Below are 17,347 nucleotides of genomic sequence, written 5' to 3'. Positions count from 1 at the left end.
GCCTTGAAACTGCTGATTCTCGACCGTGACGGGGTGATCAACTACGACTCCGATGCGTACATCAAGACGCTGGAAGAATGGGTGCCGATCCCCGGTTCGGTCGATGCGATCGCGCAGTTGAGCAAGGCGGGCTGGACGGTGGCCGTGGCCACCAACCAGTCTGGCATTGCCCGTGGCTACTACCCGCTGGCAACCCTTGAGGCCATGCACGCGCGCCTGCGCGCGCTGGTGGCCGAGCAGGGCGGCGAGGTGGGCCACATCGTGTATTGCCCGCATGGGCCGGACGAAGGGTGCGATTGCCGCAAGCCCAAGCCCGGCATGCTGCGGGCGATCGCCGAGCATTACCAGATTGGCCTTGAAGGCGTCTGGTTCGTCGGCGACAGCAAAGGTGACCTTGAGGCCGCCCTGGCCGTCGGTGCACAACCCGTGCTGGTGAAGACCGGCAAGGGCGAGCGGACCCTGGAAAAAGGCGTCCCGGAAACTACACTGATTTTCGACGATCTGGCAGCTATCGCCAGAGAACTAATTTAAACAGTGCGCCTTCTGGCGCATTTTTCTCAGGCGGGCATGCCCCGCAATGGTACAAGCCACTATGTCGATCCTGCAGGCGATCAGAATCTTTCTTTTTTACCTGCTGCTGGGCACCAGTTCGCTGCTGTGGTGCTCGCTGAGCTTCTTCGTCGCGCCGTTCCTGTCGTTCCCCAAGCGCTACAAGTTCATCAACGTGTACTGGTGCCGCTGCGCGCTGTTTCTGGTGCGCACCATCCTGGGCATCGACTACAAGATCACTGGCGCCGAGAACGTGCCAGCTGAGCCTTGCGTGATTTTGTCCAATCACCAGAGCACCTGGGAAACCTTCTTCCTTTCCCAGTACTTCTCGCCGCTTAGCCAGGTGCTCAAGCGCGAGCTGCTGTATGTACCGTTCTTCGGCTGGGCCATGGCCATGCTGCGGCCCATCGCGATCAACCGCGACAACCCCAAGGAAGCGTTGCGCCAGGTAGCGAGCAAGGGTGACGAACTGCTCAAGCAGAAGACATGGGTGCTGATTTTCCCAGAAGGCACCCGCGTGCCGTTCGGCACCATCGGCAAGTTTTCCCGCGGCGGTACCGCCCTGGCCGTGAATGCCGGGCTGCCAGTGCTGCCGATTGCCCACAACGCCGGCAAGTTCTGGCCCAAGACCGGTTGGGGCAAGCGCGCCGGTACAATCGAAGTGGTAATTGGTGAGCCGATGTACGCCAACGGCACAGGGCCACGTGCCATCGCCGAACTCAACGACCGCGCTGCAGCTTGGAACGAAGCGACCCAGCGGGCCATGGGATCGCTGCCGCCAGCTGCTGAAAAACCTCAGGAGCAGATGGCTTGACCTTCTGTGGATAACTTGTGTGCAGTTTTTGGATTAAATGCTTGAATTGATAGCTAAGTGTATGAATTTGCTAGTTATTTCTTTGTATGAATTTTTTCTGAAAATCGTGCATAAGTTTTTTTGAGGCATAAGAAAACCGGCTTTTACAGCCGGTTTTTTTATGGCATGTGGACATCAGACTTTGTCGATATCTACATCCTTGGTTTCTCTCAGACAGAAGATCCCAACCACCAGGCTGATCCCGGTCACCAGCACCGGGTACCACAGCCCGTAGAAGATATCCCCGGTATAGACCACCAGCGCAAACGATACGGTAGGCAGGAAACCACCAAACCAGCCATTACCAATGTGGTAGGGCAGCGACATCGAGGTGTAGCGGATGCGGGTCGGGAACAGCTCGACCATCACCGCCGCCAACGGGCCATAGGTCATGGTCGCGATCAGGATCATCGCCACGATCAGTACCACCACCATTACCTGGTTGACCTGCGCAGGGTCGGCCTTGGCCGGGTAACCAGCCTGCTCGATTGCAGCACGCATGGCGGTTTCGTCAAAGCCGTTGATGGTCTTGTCACCGATGTTGACCACCACTTCACTGCCGGCCACGCTAACCGAGCTGTACGGCAGGCCCTGCTTGACCAGGAAGGTCTTGACCTTGTCGCACGGGCTGTCAAAACGAGCCTTGCCCACTGGGTCGAACTGGAATGTGCAGCCTTGCGGGTCGGCGGTGACCACGATCGGCGCCTGACGGCTGGCAGCGTCGATCTGCGGGTTGGCGTAGTGGCTCAGCGCCTTGAACAGTGGGAAGTACAGTACCGTGGCCAGCAACAGGCCGAGCATCAGGATCGGCTTGCGGCCGATACGGTCGGACAACCAGCCGAAGAACACGAAGAACGGCGCGCCAATCACAACGCTGATGATGAGCAGGGTGTTGGCCTGAGCCGAGTCCATTTTCAGCATCTGGGTCATGAAGAACAGAACGTAGAACTGCGCCGTGTAGAAGGTCACAGCCTGCCCCGCGTTGATGCTGAACAGGGCGGTAAGCACCACTTTCAGGTTTGGCCAGGAGGTGAATGACTCACGGATGGGCGACTTGCTGACCTTACCCTGAGCCTTCATTTTCACAAAGGCCGGCGACTCGTGCATGCTCATGCGAATCCAGGTGGAGATCGCCAGCAGCACGATCGACAGCAGGAACGGCAAGCGCCAGCCCCAGGTCTCGAACTGGTCGCCACTGATATACCGGCTACCCAGCACCACCAAGAGCGACAACAACAGGCCCAGCGTTGCGGTGGACTGGATGAAACCAGTGTGCAAGCCCCGCTTGCCGGGCGGCGCATGCTCGGCCACGTAAGTGGCTGCACCGCCATACTCGCCGCCCAGCGCCAGCCCTTGAAGCATGCGCAGGATCACCAGGATGATCGGTGCGGCGATGCCGATGCTGGCGTAGGTGGGCAACAACCCCACAGCGAAAGTGGACAGGCCCATCAGCACGATGGTGACCAGGAAGGTGTACTTGCGCCCGATCATGTCACCCAGGCGGCCGAACACCAGCGCGCCAAACGGCCGCACCAGAAAGCCCGCAGCGAAGGCCATCAGGGCGAAGATGAAAGCGGTGGTATCGTTCACGCCAGCGAAGAACTGCTTGCTAATGACCGCTGCCAGCGCACCATAGAGAAAAAAGTCATACCACTCGAAAACCGTCCCGAGAGATGACGCGAAAATGATCTTGCGTTCTTCACGGCGGCTGGAGCTGCTGGCCGCCGCCCCCTGCTCTTGGATGTAATCCGACATCGTTGCTGTCCTCGGCCCTTAGGCCACAGTGATTATTCTTGTTGTTCCACTGTCGGCGACTTCTGACCGCAAGCCGCCGGTACTGCACGCACCCGGGTCAGGGCGTCGGTAACGCGTCTTGGTTCAGGTAGGTCTGGGTAGCAGCTCCTTTGAGGATCAGTTGCGCCGCCTTTTCGGCGATCATCAGGGTGGGGGAACACGTATTGCCGGAAGTTATGTGCGGCATGATCGAAGCATCAGCCACGCGAAGACCGGGGATGCCATGCACGCGCAGCTGGTTATCCACAACGTCCATGGCACCGTTGCCCATGCGACAGGTACCGACCGGGTGGAAGATGGTGGTGCCGATCTTGCCAGCGGCCTCGAACAGGTCTTCCTCGCTTTGCAGCGCTGGGCCCGGCAAATATTCCTTGGGCTCGAAAGCGGCGAGGGCAGGGGCCTGGACGATGCGCCGGGTAAGGCGAATGGCATCGGCAGCAACCCGCAAGTCCTGCGGAGCACTGAGGTAATTGGGGTCGATCAGCGGCGTGCTGTTCATGTCGGTGCTGCAGATGTCGATGCGCCCGCGGCTGGCCGGGCGCAGGTTACACACCGAGGCAGTAAAGGCCGGGAACTGATGCAACGGCTCACCGAAGCGTTCCAGTGACAGCGGCTGCACGTGATACTGAAGGTTGGCGGTGGCCTGTTCAGGGCTTGAACGCACGAACGCGCCTAACTGGCTCGGCGCCATGGCCAGCGGCCCGCTACGGTCGTAGAGGTAACGCAGGCCCATGCCCATCTTGCCCCACAGGCTGTTGGCCATCTGGTTCAAGGTACGGGCGTTGCGGATCTGGTAGATCAGGCGCAGTTGCAGGTGGTCCTGCAAGTTGCCACCAACGCCTGGCATGTCGTGGCGAACACCAATACCCAAGCTTTCCAGCAACTGACGCGGGCCGATGCCGGAGCGCTGTAGGATGCCCGGTGAACCTACCGCCCCAGCACAGAGGATGATCTCGCGGCGCGCCGCAAACTCATGCCAGGCCCCTTGCCAGAGCGCCTTCACCGCCCTTGCGCGGGTGTTGTCGAGCAGTACCTGGTCAACCTGCACGCCGGTCAGCACAGTGAGGTTGGCGCGATCCTTGATCGGCCGCAGGAAAGCTTTGGAAGCATTCCAGCGCACACCACTGCGCTGGTTGACCTGAAAATATCCACAACCCTGGTTGTCGCCGGTGTTGAAATCGTCGACCTTGCCAATACCGCTCTGCTCGGCGGCATCTCGGAAAGCATCAAGGATCGGCCAGCTGTAGCGTTGGCGCTCGACCCGCCATTCGCCCTCCGCGCCGTGGTGCTCGCTGGCGCCTGCAAAGTGGTTTTCGCTGGCCTTGAACAGCGGTAACACATCTTTCCACGCCCAGCCGTCGTTGCCTTGCGCGGCCCAATGGTCGTAGTCGGCGGCTTGGCCCCGCATGTAGATCATGCCGTTGATCGACGAACAGCCACCTAGCACCTTGCCCCTTGGATAACCCAAAGCGCGACCGCCGAGGCCAGGTTGTGCCTCGGTCTTGAAGCACCAGTCTGTGCGCGGGTTGCCGATGCAGTAGAGGTAACCAACGGGGATGTGGATCCAGGGATAATTGTCACGGCCCCCCGCCTCCAGCAGCAGCACGCGGCAGGAAGGGTCGGCGGACAAACGATTGGCCAGCAGGCATCCGGCGGGGCCGGCCCCTACGACCACGTAGTCGAAGACAGAATCGGCTGATGGCATGTGCAACCTCGCGCCTGTTTTTTATTCTTGTCCCGATCCATCTTAGTGAGTAATTTCGTGGATGAAACACGAGATTTCGCGCAGCCGCTGTGCGTTTTAGCACAGTGGCAAGCCTGTACCGACCTCTTCGCGGGCTCGCCCGCACCTCAGGGATCACGTTACCTTCAGGGTGTTCACCGCACCTGTGGGGCATTCCCGTGAAGAGGCCGGAACGAACTGCCATAAGGGACAAGCATGTTCGACTGGAATGATCTGCGTTTTTTCCTCGAATTGCAGCGCAGCGGCCGCCTGCTGACCGCCGCCAAGCGCCTGAACACTACCCACAGCACCGTGGCCCGGCATATCGAGAGCATCGAGCAGAGCCTGGGGACCGCGCTGTTCGTGCAACATGCCCAGGGGTACGAGCTGACCCCCTCGGGCCAAGCCCTGCTCAAGCATGCCGAAGCCATGGAGAACGTCGCCCTGCTGGCACAGGAGGAAATCACCCAGGCCATCACCCCGCTGGGCAAGATTCGCCTGGGGGTAACCGAAGGCATCGGCATCATGTTCTTCACCCCACGCATGAACGCGTTGTTCGAGCGCTACCCCGGCCTGGAGGTGGAACTGGTAGCGGTGCCGCGCTTCGTCAGCATCCTCAACCGCGAGGCAGAAATCAGCATCCATCTGGAGCGGCCCAACGCCGATCTGCTGATCACCCGCAAACTCACCGACTACCGCTTGGCGCTGTACGCCAGCCAGGACTACCTGGACCGCGCGCCGCCACTGCGCCACCGCGAAGACCTGGCCCGGCACAGCTGGATCGGCTACGTTGACGATTTGCTGTTCAGCCAGGAACTGCTGTTTCTCAACAGTTTCTGCCGAGCACCCAACGTGGTGTTTCGCAGCACCAGCGTGATCGCCCAGCAAGCCGCCGCCCGCGCCGGGCTGGGCATCGCCGTGCTGCCCAACTACATGGCCCGCCACGACCCGACACTGGTGCGCGTGCTGCCGGGTGAAACCATCCAGCGCAGCTACTGGATCTGCACCCGCCGTGAGCTGCACAAGTCTGTGCGCCTGCGGGTGGTGTGGGATTACCTGCTGGCGTTGTGCGCGGCCGAACAAAGCGAGTTGCTAGCCGAGTAGTGCCTTGCCGGCCAACAACAGGGCAGCGGCCCAACCTGCCACGGCAAACATCTGCTGCAGACGCGGCCCGGCCAACCTGGCTGCCAAGGGCCGCGCCAGCAGCAGACCGAGCACTGCGCCGACGGCAAACGGGGCGCCAACCTGCCAGTGCATGACGCCCGCAAGGCTGGCGCTGACCACACTGCCGGTAGAGACCAGGGCAATCACCGCCAGCGAAGTGGAAACGATGCTGGCCATGCGCAGGTTGGTGTAGCGGTTCAGGGCAGGGATGATGACGAACCCCCCACCCACGCCCAGCAAGCCGGACAACAACCCGGACAAGGCTCCCGTGAATGCCAGTGCGCGCGCACAGGGCAGAGTCCAGCGCAAACGCCCCTGCAGCGGGTTCAGCACACACGGCTCGATAAAGCGATGAGCGTCATTGGCTTCGCCACGCAGTTCTTTGGTCGCCTTGCGCCAGATGCGCAGGCAGGCATAAACCAGCACGCCGGCGAATACCACCTGCAACGGTGCATTCGGCAGGCGGTGCGCCAGCATCAGCCCGAACGGCGCTGCTGCCACACCAACCAACGCAATGAACAGCGCAGCCCGATAACGCACCAGCCCTTGGCGCAAGCCCAGCACCGCACCAACCGCTGCAGCCATACCTACAGCCAACAGGCCCACCGGTGCCGCTTCGACCATCGATAGCCCCAGGCCGAACACCAGCAAGGGTACTGCGAGAATGCCACCGCCTGCGCCGGTCAGCGCCAGCACCGCGCCGATGATTGCGCCCAGGCCCGCCCCTAACAGTTGATGCTCGATCACTGCCCACCCTCGGCTACCAGCTGCGGGCGTGCCAACCACTCGCGCCCCTTGAGCATGCCTTGCCAGTACAGCGGTGGCAGCGCCTGTGCCTTGAGCAGCCAGGCCAGACGTGTCGGCTTGCGGCCATCCAGTAACCAGTTAGGGAAGCTCGGTGCCAGCTTGCCGCCATAGGTGAACTCGGCCAGGACGATCTTGCCGCGCTCGACGGTAAGCGGGCACGAGCCATAGCCGTCGTACTGGGCCAGGGTCGCCAGCCTGCCCAGCGCCACCAGCACATTGTTGGCGACCACCGGTGCCTGCTTGCGCGCCGCAGCGGCGGTCTTGGCATTGCTGGTGTTAGCCACGTCACCTAGGGCATGAACGTTGGTGTATTTGCGATGACGCAGGGTATGCGGATCGACGTCAACCCAGCCGGAGCTATCAGCCAAGGGGCTTTCGCGAATGAAGTCTGGCGCCACCTGTGGCGGTACCACGTGCAGCATGTCGAAGGCCTCGATGCGCGTTTCGCTGCTGCCATCGGGCAGGGTACGCAAGAATGTAGCGCGCCTTCCCGGGCCGTCTACTGCAACCAACCTGTGGGAGAAGTTGAGGTCGACGGCGTATTTCTCGATGTACTTCATCAGCGCGGGCACGTAATCCGCGACACCGAACAGTACGGCACCCGCATTGTAGAAGCTGGCTTTCACCGCCCCCAAATGGCCATGGCGCAGCCAGTGGTCGCAAGACAGATACAGCGCCTTCTGTGGTGCACCGGCGCACTTGATCGGCATGGGCGGCTGGCTGAACACCGCGCGTCCTTGCTTGAGCTTTTGCACCAGTTCCCAGGTATAGGGTGCCAGGTCGTAGCGATAGTTGGAGGTGACACCGTTGCGGCCCAGGGTCTCGCTGAGCCCATCAATGGCCGCCCAGTCCAGCTTGAGGCCGGGGCAGACGATCAGCTGTTCATAGCTGATGGCGCGACCATCATCGAGGATGACCAACTGGGCCAATGGGTCGAATCCCTTTACCCGCGCCTTGACCCAGCGCACACCGCGAGGAATGGTCGACGCCATGGTGCGGGCAGTGCTGGGTGCCTTGAACACACCGGCGCCGACCATGGTCCAGCCGGGTTGGTAGTAGTGCACTTCGGCAGGGTCGATCAAGGCGACGTCCAACGATGGGTCGCGGCTGATCAGGCTGGAAGCAGTGGCGATCCCGGCGGCACCGGCACCGACGATGACCACCTTGTGGTGGTCGGTATTGGCAGGGGACAACAAGGCAGGCATGGCGGTAAATCCTGGAAATCTGATTATGGGGGCAGGGCGCTTACAGCTTGTTCAGCGGGATCTTCAGATAGCTCACACCGTTCGCCTCCGGTGGGGGCAGTTGGCCGCTACGCATGTTCACCTGCACTGAAGGCAGGATCAGCACAGGCATTTCGAGCGTCTTGTCGCGCGCTTCGCGCATGGCAACGAAACTGTCCTCATCGATACCCTGGTGGATATGAATGTTGTGGGCGCGCTGCTCGGCGACAGTTGTGACGTACTGCATGTCGCGGCCACCTGGCAGGTAGTCGTGGCACATGAACAACCGCGTCTGATCGGGGAAAGCCAGCAGGCGACGGATTGAGCGGTACAAGGTGCGGGCATCGGCCCCGGGGAAGTCGCAGCGGGCGGTGCCATAGTCGGGCATGAACAAGGTGTCTCCAACGAACACCGCGATCTCGCCGGCATCTTCGATCATGAAACTCATGCACGCGGGTGTGTGCCCAGGCGTGTGCAACGCACGGGCCTGCAGGTTGCCAATCCGGAAACCTTCCTCGTCTTCGAGCAGCACATCGAACTGGCTGCCATCACGGGCGAAGCCGGGCTCTGCGTTGAACAAGGCGCCAAACACTTTCTGCACCTGGGTAATGTGCGCGCCAATTGCGGTATGGCCACCCAGCTTTTCCTTCAGGTAGGCAGCGGCTGAAAGGTGGTCGGCGTGTACATGGGTTTCCAGCACCCACCGCACACTGGCATTCAGCTCGTTCACACGCTCGATCAGGCGATCAGCCGAAGCGCTGCAGGTGCGCCCGGACTTGGGGTCGTAATCCAGCACGCTGTCGATCAATGCGCATTGTCGGGTTTCACGGTCCATGACCAGGTAGCTGATGGTCGAGGTCGCCTCGTCGTAGAAGGCGTCCACGTGAAGGTTGTTGCCGATGATCATCACGTTCTCCAATTTATCCGCCCCGCCTTGTACAGGCGTAGGCAGTGACAGGAGCTTTATCAAGATGCATGCCAGGCTTTTTGCCACTCACTGGCCAATAAAACCGGCCAGTTGCAGACTGCTGCCGGCAAAACTGGCAGCCCAGATGGCAGTCGACTGACAGCCAATGGCAGTGTTTGGCAGTCCTTGCTACCCTGCGTCGGTCATCCATACGGTGCCGTCATGCCTGAAGCCCATCCCCTCATCCTAGCTCTGGTTTCCTACCTCGAGCACGATGCCCTCCCGACCATCGTGTTGGACACCGACTACAACATCCTCGCGGCCAATGCGGCCTATCGCCGTCAGTTTGGGCGGCATGATCAGGCCCCACTGGGCGAGAAGTGTCACAGGGTTTCGCATCACTACGCTGTGCCGTGCGACCAGGCTGGCGAACATTGCCCGATGCGCAAGGCGTGGGACAGCAAGGTACCGGAGCGGGTATTGCACATTCATCACACACCACGCGGCCCGGAGCATGTGGATGTCGAGTTGCGGCCGATCCTGGATGAACAGGGCAAGGTAGTGGCCTTTGTCGAACGCCTCACCACCATCACCCTCGCCTCGGCGCAGCCTCAGGAGCAAGGGTTGGTCGGCCGCGCGCCAACCTTCAAGGCCGCGCTGGCCAGCCTGCAGCGTGCGGCACCGGCGCAGATCCCGGTGTTGTTGCAGGGGGAGTCGGGGACCGGTAAGGAGCTGTTCGCCCGTGCAGTGCACATGGGCAGCCCCAGGGCCAACGGCCCACTGGTGGTGGTGGACTGCACCGGTCTGACCGAGTCGTTGTTCGAGAGTGAACTGTTCGGCTATGAGAAGGGTGCGTTCACCGGGGCGAATCAGCGCAAGATCGGCTTGGCCGAGGCAGCCCATGGCGGCACCTTGTTCCTCGATGAAATTGGTGAAGTGCCGCTGGCGATGCAGGTGAAGTTGCTGCGCCTGATAGAGTCCGGGAGTTTCCGTCCCGTGGGCAGCCTGCGCACTGTGCATTCGGATTTCCGCCTGATATCGGCCACCCATAAACCACTTAAACAAATGGTCGCGGATGGCTCCTTCCGTGAAGACCTGTATTACCGCATCAGCGGCTTCCCGATTCGTCTGCCTGCATTGCGCGAACGGGTGGAAGATTTGCCGCTGCTCGCACAGAGCCTGTTGCAGCGCATGGCCGGCCAGCCGACGCCCAGGCTGAGTGAAGACGCCTTGCAGCAACTTGCGTTGCATCCGTTTCCGGGCAATATCCGCGAGCTGCGCAACATTCTGGAACGCGCGCGTTTGTTTGCCGATGACGGAGTAATCAGACCGGAGCATTTACCGGAAGACACTGGGCTGACTGGCGCGGCTAAAGGAAGTGGCCGTCGCAATGACTTGGGTGAGCTGGCGCAGGCGCTGGAGCAGTTCAAAGGCTCGCGCAGTGAACTGGCCAGTCATCTTGGCATGAGTGAACGCACGCTGTATCGCCGCTTGAAAGCGCTCGGGCTGAACTGAAAGAACGCCAGACTTTACAGGACCTTTACCTGCGCCCTGACATTGAAAGGGAAAAATCGTGGTCTGATCAGTTAACCGAACCTGGCAATCAATACTTGCCAGGCGATTAACAGGCAGAGGACCGCATCAAAATGAAGAAAGCCCTAACCGTGATCTGCGCCGCGCTCATGCTCAGCACACCGCTGGCAAGCTTCGCGCAACCGGGCCCGCCTGATCGGCATGATGGCGGCCCATCGCACCAAGGCAACCCGCCACATGGTCAACCACAGCACCAGGGCCGACATGACAATGGCCGCGGACCTGCTTACCGTGATCCAAACTTCCGCCCACAACAAGGCATGCCAATACCTCATAAGCAGTGGCAGCGTGGTCATGCCGTTGATCCACATTACCGTGGGGACCGTTACTGGGTAACTGACTGGAAAGCGCGCCACCTGTATGCGCCACCTCGTGATCATCGTTGGCTGTATGTGAATGGCGACTATGTGCTGGTGGCCATTGCCAGCGGTGTGATCGTGAACATTCTCACCGGCTACTGATTGTTTGCAGGCACTAAAAAGCCCGCATCAGCGGGCTTCTTAGTGTCTGGCGAATTACACCTGATCAGAAGTCCAGGTTCGACACCGACAGCGCGTTACTTTCGATGAAGTCACGACGCGGCTCGACCGCATCACCCATCAGGGTGTTGAAGATCTGGTCAGCGGCGATGGCATCTTCGATAGTGACCTTGAGCATACGGCGAACGGTCGGGTCCATGGTGGTTTCCCACAGCTGGTCCGGGTTCATCTCACCCAGCCCTTTGTATCGCTGAATCGTATGGCGCTTGGTGGTCTCGTTCATCAGCCAATCCAGGCCCTCTTTGAACTCGACGATTGCCTTGCGGCGTTCACCGCGCTGCACGTACGCACCTTCACCCAACAGGCTCGAAAGCTTGGCACCAATGTTGACTACGGTACGGTAGTCATTGCTGCCGAAGAAATCGCGGTTGAAGGTGATATAGCTGGCCAGACCGTGAGAGGTAATTTCCACTTCAGGCAGCCATACGTTGCGCTCTTTGTCTTCACGCAGGCTGGCGTTGTAAGCCAGGCCAGACTTCTGGCTGGAGTTCAGACGCGCCTGGAACTGGGCCAGCCAGGCCTGCATCACTGCGTGGTCACCCAACTGCTCCAGGGTCACCTCAGGCAGGTAGACGAAGTGCTCAGTCAGCTCTTCGGGGTACAAGCGCGACAGGCGCTTGAGAGTCTTCATGACACTACGGAACTCATTCACCAGCGCTTCCAGCTGCACACCGGAAACTGCTGGCGCCGATTCGTCCAGGTGCAGACTGGCATCTTCCAGAGCCGACTGGGTCATGTACTCTTCCATGGCCTCATCGTCCTTGATGTACTGCTCCTGCTTGCCTCGTTTCACCTTGTACAGCGGCGGCTGGGCAATATAGATGTAGCCACGCTCGACCAGCTCCGGCAGCTGACGGAAGAAGAAGGTCAGCAGCAGCGTACGGATGTGCGAACCGTCAACGTCAGCATCGGTCATGATGATGATGTTGTGATAACGCAGTTTGTCGATGTTGTACTCTTCGCGGCCGATGCCACAGCCCAGCGCAGTGATCAGCGTGCCCACTTCCTGGGACGAAATCATCTTGTCGAAGCGCGCTTTCTCGACGTTGAGGATTTTACCCTTCAGCGGCAAGATCGCCTGGGTACGACGGTTGCGGCCTTGCTTGGCCGAGCCACCCGCAGAGTCACCCTCCACCAGATACAGTTCGGAGAGAGCAGGATCCTTCTCTTGGCAGTCGGCCAGTTTGCCCGGCAGACCCGCGATATCCAGCGCACCTTTACGGCGGGTCATTTCACGGGCTTTACGGGCGGCTTCACGGGCGCGAGCCGCGTCGATCATCTTGCCAACGACGGCCTTCGCCTCGTTCGGGTTTTCCAAGAGGAAATCGGCGAAGTACTTGTTCATCTCCTGTTCCACGGCGGTTTTCACCTCCGAGGAGACCAGCTTGTCCTTGGTCTGCGAGCTGAACTTCGGGTCCGGTACCTTCACCGAGATGATTGCGGTCAGGCCTTCACGGGCGTCGTCGCCAGTGGTTGCCACCTTATTCTTCTTGGCCAGGCCTTCCTGCTCGATGTAGCTGTTAAGGCTACGGGTCAGCGAGGAACGGAAACCCACCAGGTGGGTACCGCCATCACGCTGCGGAATATTGTTGGTAAAGCACAGCAGGTTTTCGTTGAAGCTGTCGTTCCATTGCAGGGCGACTTCAACACCCACGCCATCGTCACGCTGAACGTTGAAGTGGAACACCTGGGAGTTGACCGGCGTCTTGTTGGTGTTCAAGTACTCGACGAACGCACGCAGACCGCCTTCGTACTTGAAGAACTCTTCCTTACCGCTGCGCTCATCCTTCAGCAGAATGCCAACGCCCGAGTTAAGGAACGACAGCTCGCGGATGCGCTTGGCCAGGATGTCCCAGCTGAAGTGAATGTTCTTGAAGGTTTCAGCCGATGGCTTGAAGTGGATGTGGGTACCCGTGGTTTCACTGTCACCGACAACCGCCATGGGCGCTTGTGGAACACCGTGAACGTAAGTCTGTTCCCAGATCTTGCCGCTACGGCGAACGGTCAGAACCAGCTTCTCGGACAGGGCGTTCACAACCGACACACCTACACCGTGCAGACCGCCGGATACTTTGTAAGAGTTGTCGTCGAACTTACCGCCGGCGTGCAGCACAGTCATGATGACCTCGGCTGCGGAAACGCCTTCTTCCTTATGCACATCGACCGGAATGCCGCGACCGTTGTCGCGCACACTGATAGATTCGTCCGGGTGGATGATGACAGTGATGTCATCGCAGTGACCGGCGAGGGCTTCGTCGATCGAGTTGTCGACCACCTCGAAGACCATGTGGTGCAGGCCACTACCATCATCGGTGTCGCCAATGTACATGCCGGGACGCTTGCGTACGGCATCCAAACCTTTCAGCACCTTGATGCTGGAGGAGTCGTACGTTTGATTTTCGCTCATGCCTTCACTCCCGATGGTCGTGGGTCTGGGTGATACGGCCTTGTTCCACGTGGAACAAAGCAACTGGCGTTTCCGTCTGCCAGCCTTCCCTCAGTAATTCGTGATCTACACAGGTGATGAACACCTGGCAGCGTAATTCTTCAAGCAAGCGGCACAGTGCGCGGCGATGCTGGTCATCCAGTTCGGACGGCAAGTCATCCACGAGATAAATACAGTGACCGCGGCGAGCCTGACTAACGAGGTGGCCTTGGGCAATGCGCAATGCGCATACCACCAACTTTTGCTGACCACGCGACAGGATGTCGGCTGCATTGTTGCCAGCCAACCGCAAACGCAGATCAGCACGCTGCGGACCGGCTTGGGTATGGCCCATCTGCTGATCGCGAAGGAGGGAGGAGGCGAGCACTTCTTGCAGTTCCCGGTCCTTGTCCCAGCCTCGGTAGTAGCTCAGGGTCAACCCATCCAGCTCGACCAGTTCGCTCAGGGTTCGCTCGAAGACGGGCTTCAAGGCCTTGATGTAGTTGCGACGGTATTCATCTATTTCCGCGCTAGCCAGGCACAATTCCCGGTCCCAGGCGGCTTGCGAAGCTGGGTCAAGTGTACCATGACGCAACCATGAGTTCCGCTGCCGCAGCGCCTTCTGAAGGCGTTGCCAGGCTGGCAGAAAACGAGGTTCCACGTGGAACACCCCCCAGTCCAAAAACTGGCGGCGTATTTTTGGGGCACCTTCCAGCAGCCGGAAACTGTCTGGGTTGATAAGCTGAAGCGGCAGTAACTCAGCCAATTGCGCGGCGCTGCGCGCATTCTGCCCATCAATACGAATAGTAAACTCCCCTTGTCGCTCACGGGACACACCCAGGTTGCTCGTACCACCCTCCGTCAGCTGAACCTCGCCGAACACAGTACAGGCAGCCTGTTCGTACTGAATAACCGGATTCAGGCGGGTGCTGCGAAATGAACGGGCCAGGCCGAGCAAATGCACGGCTTCGAGCACACTGGTCTTGCCGCTGCCGTTGGCGCCGTAAAGGATGTTGATGCGGGGGGAGGGTAAGAGTGTCACCGGGTGCAAGTTGCGCACCGCGGTGACCATGATACGTCGAAGGGACATTTCGCCTGCTACAGGTTACAGGCGCATCGGCATGACAACGTAGGAAGAATCGTCATTGCCAGCTTCCTGCAGCAGCGCACTGCTGTTTGAATCGGACAAGATCAGACGAACTTGCTCAGTAGTCATCACGCCCAGCACGTCCAGCAAGTAGCTGACGTTGAAACCGATCTCCAGCGAGCTACCGTCGTAGTCCACGCTGATTTCTTCTTCAGCTTCTTCCTGCTCGGGGTTGTTAGCCTGGATCTTCAGTTGACCGGCAGCCAGCTGCAGGCGAATACCGCGGTACTTTTCGTTGGAAAGAATCGCTGTACGGCTGAAGGCTTCACGCAGCGCCTGGCGGTCTCCGACGACCAGCTTGTCACCGCCTTTGGGCAGTACGCGCTCGTAGTCCGGGAATTTGCCGTCCACCAGCTTGGAGGTAAAGGTGAACTCGCCAGTAGTGGCGCGGATGTGATGCTGACCAAGCACGATGCTGACCATGCCTTCAGGATCGGTCAGCAGGCGCGCCAACTCCAGAATACCTTTACGCGGCACGATGACCTGGTGTCGATCTTCCTGCTCGATCGGCGCGCTCATCGAGCAAAGCGCCAGGCGGTGACCGTCGGTGGATACAGCGCGCAACGTGTTGCGGGAAACCTCAAGCAGCATGCCGTTGAGGTAATAGCGCACATCCTGCTGGGCCATGGCGAAGCTGGTTCGCTCGATCAGGCGGCGCAGCTTGCTCTGCTCCAGGTTGCAGGTCAGCGAACCCGGGCCTTCTTCCACAGTCGGGAAGTCATTGGCAGGCAGGGTCGACAGGGTGAAGCGGCTGCGGCCGGCCTTTACCAACAATTTCTGCTCATCGACCTTGATATCGATCAGGGCGTCGTTAGGCAGGCTTTTGCAGATGTCCATCAGCTTGCGCGCAGGAACAGTGATCTCGCCAGGCTCGGCCGGCTCTTCCAGTTGCACGCGGCCTACCAGCTCGACTTCCAGGTCGGTACCGGTCAACGACAGTTGCTGGCCTTGTACGACCAGCAATACGTTGGACAGGACCGGCAAGGTCTGACGGCGCTCGACGACACCGGCGACCAGTTGCAGGGGTTTCAACAGGGCTTCGCGTTGAATGGTGAAATGCATGGTCTAGTCCCTTGCCTTCAATTAGCTGCGCAGACGGCCATCAGGTCGTCAGCGTCCGCAGCAGGTTCTTGTAGTCCTCGCGGATGTCCGCGTCGGATTCCTTCAGTTCATTGATTTTGCGGCAGGCGTGCAGCACGGTCGTATGGTCGCGACCACCGAACATGTCGCCGATTTCCGGCAGACTGTGGTTGGTCAACTCCTTGGACAGGGCCATGGCTACCTGACGCGGGCGCGCGACAGAACGCGAACGACGCTTGGACAACAGATCGGAGATCTTGATCTTGTAGTACTCAGCGACGGTACGCTGAATGTTATCCACACTGACCAGTTTGTCTTGCAGCGCCAACAGATCCTTGAGCGATTCACGAATCAGCTCGATGGTGATGTCACGCCCCATGAAGTGCGAGTGAGCGATAACCCGCTTCAGTGCACCTTCCAGCTCACGGACGTTGGACCGGATGCGCTGAGCGATGAAAAAGGCTGCGTCATGCGGGAGCTCGACTTTGGCCTGGTCGGCCTTCTTCATCAGGATCGCTACGCGGGTCTCCAGCTCTGGTGGCTCGACAGCCACCGTCAGGCCCCAACCAAAGCGCGACTTCAGACGCTCTTCCAGGCCTTCGATTTCCTTGGGATAGCGGTCAGAGGTAAGGATTACCTGCTGGCCGCCCTCAAGCAAGGCGTTGAAGGTGTGGAAAAACTCTTCCTGCGAGCGCTCTTTGCGAGCGAAGAACTGGATATCGTCGATCAACAACGCGTCCACCGAGCGGTAGAAGCGCTTGAATTCGTTGATGGCATTGAGTTGCAGCGCTTTGACCATGTCCGCGACGAAACGCTCCGAATGCAGGTACACCACCTTGGCGTTCGGATTTTTCTTCAGCAGATGGTTACCCACAGCATGCATAAGGTGGGTTTTACCCAAACCCACACCACCATAAAGGAACAGTGGGTTGTAGCCATGCTTAGGGTTGTCCGCAACCTGCCAGGCAGCCGCGCGGGCGAGCTGGTTCGACTTACCTTCGACGAAGGTGTCAAAGGTAAAGGTCCGGTTCAGGTAACTGGTGTGCTTGAGCGCACCTTCAACCTGCACGGTGCGTTGTTCAGCCCGGCCACCACCACTGGGCGGCGCCGCAGCGGGCTCGGCCATGGCATCAAAGCTGTCACGCGAAGACGTCTCGACCAGTACAGGCTCGGCTGCAGCCACGGCAACGGGTTCAACCGCTGCGGCCGGGGCCGTCTTGTGTGCCTGAGTCTGCGCCAGCGAAGCCGCAACGGCAGCGCTGACCGGCGCGTTGGGCGCAGCCCTTGGGGCCGAGCTGCGACGGCTACCTATTAATAAGGAAAGGGCTGGTGCAATGCCGCTACCGTTCTCACCCAACAGCTCGAGCAAGCGACCCAGGTACTTTTCATTGACCCAATCGAGAACGAAACGGTTAGGCGCATAGACGCGCAACTCGTCGCCTTCGGCTTCGACCTGTAGCGGACGGATCCAGGTGTTGAATTGCTGGGCAGGCAGTTCATCGCGCAGAAGCTCCACGCACTGCTGCCAAAGTTCCACTGACAC

14 protein-coding genes are annotated in these 17,347 nt (G+C 59.9%); 5 read left to right on the top strand and 9 right to left on the bottom strand.

Features of this window, described 5'->3' with window-relative positions; genetic code table 11:
* The first annotated feature begins 3 nt into the window (after positions 1-3).
* On the top strand, positions 4-531 hold the full coding sequence (gene gmhB, locus ACI7M0_RS00070; protein WP_003253129.1) for a D-glycero-beta-D-manno-heptose 1,7-bisphosphate 7-phosphatase: 528 nt from the start codon (positions 4-6) through the stop codon (positions 529-531).
* Between the two features lie 46 nt (positions 532-577).
* Positions 578-1,363, top strand: coding sequence for a 1-acyl-sn-glycerol-3-phosphate acyltransferase (locus tag ACI7M0_RS00065; RefSeq protein WP_010951467.1), 786 nt, complete (start codon positions 578-580; stop codon positions 1,361-1,363).
* A gap of 174 nt (positions 1,364-1,537) precedes the next feature.
* Here ACI7M0_RS00065 and ACI7M0_RS00060 read toward each other — a convergent pair whose 3' ends face one another.
* Together ACI7M0_RS00060 and ACI7M0_RS00055 are read right to left on the bottom strand one after the other, a co-directional pair.
* A complete protein-coding gene (locus ACI7M0_RS00060) occupies positions 1,538-3,157 on the bottom strand; it encodes an MFS transporter (RefSeq protein ID WP_010951466.1) in 1,620 nt (539 codons plus the stop codon).
* A 97-nt stretch (positions 3,158-3,254) separates the two neighbouring features.
* On the bottom strand, positions 3,255-4,901 hold the full coding sequence (locus ACI7M0_RS00055; RefSeq protein WP_129931858.1) for a GMC family oxidoreductase: 1,647 nt from the start codon (positions 4,899-4,901) through the stop codon (positions 3,255-3,257).
* A gap of 234 nt (positions 4,902-5,135) precedes the next feature.
* Here ACI7M0_RS00055 and ACI7M0_RS00050 point away from each other — a divergent pair, with 234 nt between their 5' ends.
* Positions 5,136-6,023 carry a LysR family transcriptional regulator gene (locus tag ACI7M0_RS00050; protein WP_014589207.1) on the top strand — a complete coding sequence of 296 codons (888 nt, stop codon included), beginning with the start codon at positions 5,136-5,138 and terminating at the stop codon, positions 6,021-6,023.
* Here ACI7M0_RS00050 and ACI7M0_RS00045 read toward each other — a convergent pair.
* Genes ACI7M0_RS00045 through ACI7M0_RS00035 form a run of 3 tightly spaced genes read right to left on the bottom strand, consistent with a single transcriptional unit; the run spans position 6,012 to position 9,020 of the window.
* Positions 6,012-6,830, bottom strand: a complete 819-nt coding sequence (locus ACI7M0_RS00045; protein WP_104886847.1) for a sulfite exporter TauE/SafE family protein — start codon at positions 6,828-6,830, stop codon at positions 6,012-6,014. The two genes, ACI7M0_RS00050 and ACI7M0_RS00045, sit on opposite strands and share 12 nt — an antisense overlap.
* Entirely contained in the window at positions 6,827-8,095 is a 1,269-nt protein-coding gene (locus ACI7M0_RS00040) for an FAD/NAD(P)-binding oxidoreductase (RefSeq protein ID WP_129931857.1), read from the bottom strand. The genes ACI7M0_RS00045 and ACI7M0_RS00040 overlap by 4 nt, the downstream gene beginning before the upstream one ends.
* Before the next feature lie 40 nt (positions 8,096-8,135).
* Complete coding sequence (locus ACI7M0_RS00035; RefSeq protein WP_010951461.1) at positions 8,136-9,020, bottom strand: MBL fold metallo-hydrolase; 885 nt, start codon at positions 9,018-9,020, stop codon at positions 8,136-8,138.
* A 222-nt stretch (positions 9,021-9,242) separates the two neighbouring features.
* On the opposite strand from ACI7M0_RS00035, the gene ACI7M0_RS00030 reads away from it, so the two are divergent.
* Entirely contained in the window at positions 9,243-10,535 is a 1,293-nt protein-coding gene (locus ACI7M0_RS00030) for a sigma-54-dependent Fis family transcriptional regulator (protein ID WP_003253147.1), read from the top strand.
* Between the two features lie 131 nt (positions 10,536-10,666).
* Positions 10,667-11,074 (top strand): RcnB family protein, encoded by a 408-nt coding sequence (locus tag ACI7M0_RS00025; RefSeq protein WP_010951459.1) that lies wholly within the window; start codon positions 10,667-10,669, stop codon positions 11,072-11,074.
* Positions 11,075-11,138: 64 nt separating this feature from the next.
* Here ACI7M0_RS00025 and gyrB read toward each other — a convergent pair whose 3' ends face one another.
* Genes gyrB through dnaA form a run of 4 tightly spaced genes read right to left on the bottom strand, consistent with a single transcriptional unit; the run spans position 11,139 to position 17,347 of the window.
* The gene (gene gyrB, locus ACI7M0_RS00020) at positions 11,139-13,559 is read right to left on the bottom strand and encodes a DNA topoisomerase (ATP-hydrolyzing) subunit B (protein WP_003253152.1); all 2,421 of its coding nucleotides are present in this window, start codon (positions 13,557-13,559) and stop codon (positions 11,139-11,141) included.
* A gap of 4 nt (positions 13,560-13,563) precedes the next feature.
* Positions 13,564-14,667, bottom strand: coding sequence for a DNA replication/repair protein RecF (gene recF / locus ACI7M0_RS00015; protein ID WP_003253154.1), 1,104 nt, complete (start codon positions 14,665-14,667; stop codon positions 13,564-13,566).
* 15 nt (positions 14,668-14,682) lie between these two features.
* Positions 14,683-15,786, bottom strand: coding sequence for a DNA polymerase III subunit beta (gene dnaN / locus ACI7M0_RS00010; protein WP_020192712.1), 1,104 nt, complete (start codon positions 15,784-15,786; stop codon positions 14,683-14,685).
* 40 nt (positions 15,787-15,826) lie between these two features.
* Complete coding sequence (gene dnaA / locus ACI7M0_RS00005) at positions 15,827-17,347, bottom strand: chromosomal replication initiator protein DnaA (protein WP_010951427.1); 1,521 nt, start codon at positions 17,345-17,347, stop codon at positions 15,827-15,829.

Origin of the sequence: Pseudomonas sp. 10(2024), assembly GCF_045164175.1 — a bacterium.
GTDB classification, from domain to species: Bacteria; Pseudomonadota; Gammaproteobacteria; order Pseudomonadales; family Pseudomonadaceae; genus Aquipseudomonas; species Aquipseudomonas alloputida.
This window is presented reverse-complemented; position numbering and strand designations above follow the sequence as displayed.

What these genes read in the sequence shown, in the direction of transcription:
- ACI7M0_RS00065 (WP_010951467.1), top strand. Translation starts at nt 578, where the DNA reads ATGGTACAAGCCACTATGTCGATCCTGCAGGCGATCAGAATCTTTCTT.
- ACI7M0_RS00060 (WP_010951466.1), bottom strand. Translation starts at nt 3,157, where the DNA reads ATGTCGGATTACATCCAAGAGCAGGGGGCGGCGGCCAGCAGCTCCAGC.
- ACI7M0_RS00025 (WP_010951459.1), top strand. Translation starts at nt 10,667, where the DNA reads ATGAAGAAAGCCCTAACCGTGATCTGCGCCGCGCTCATGCTCAGCACA.
- ACI7M0_RS00030 (WP_003253147.1), top strand. Translation starts at nt 9,243, where the DNA reads ATGCCTGAAGCCCATCCCCTCATCCTAGCTCTGGTTTCCTACCTCGAG.
- gyrB (WP_003253152.1), bottom strand. Translation starts at nt 13,559, where the DNA reads ATGAGCGAAAATCAAACGTACGACTCCTCCAGCATCAAGGTGCTGAAA.
- ACI7M0_RS00040 (WP_129931857.1), bottom strand. Translation starts at nt 8,095, where the DNA reads ATGCCTGCCTTGTTGTCCCCTGCCAATACCGACCACCACAAGGTGGTC.
- ACI7M0_RS00050 (WP_014589207.1), top strand. Translation starts at nt 5,136, where the DNA reads ATGTTCGACTGGAATGATCTGCGTTTTTTCCTCGAATTGCAGCGCAGC.
- ACI7M0_RS00035 (WP_010951461.1), bottom strand. Translation starts at nt 9,020, where the DNA reads ATGATCATCGGCAACAACCTTCACGTGGACGCCTTCTACGACGAGGCG.
- dnaN (WP_020192712.1), bottom strand. Translation starts at nt 15,786, where the DNA reads ATGCATTTCACCATTCAACGCGAAGCCCTGTTGAAACCCCTGCAACTG.
- recF (WP_003253154.1), bottom strand. Translation starts at nt 14,667, where the DNA reads ATGTCCCTTCGACGTATCATGGTCACCGCGGTGCGCAACTTGCACCCG.
- ACI7M0_RS00055 (WP_129931858.1), bottom strand. Translation starts at nt 4,901, where the DNA reads ATGCCATCAGCCGATTCTGTCTTCGACTACGTGGTCGTAGGGGCCGGC.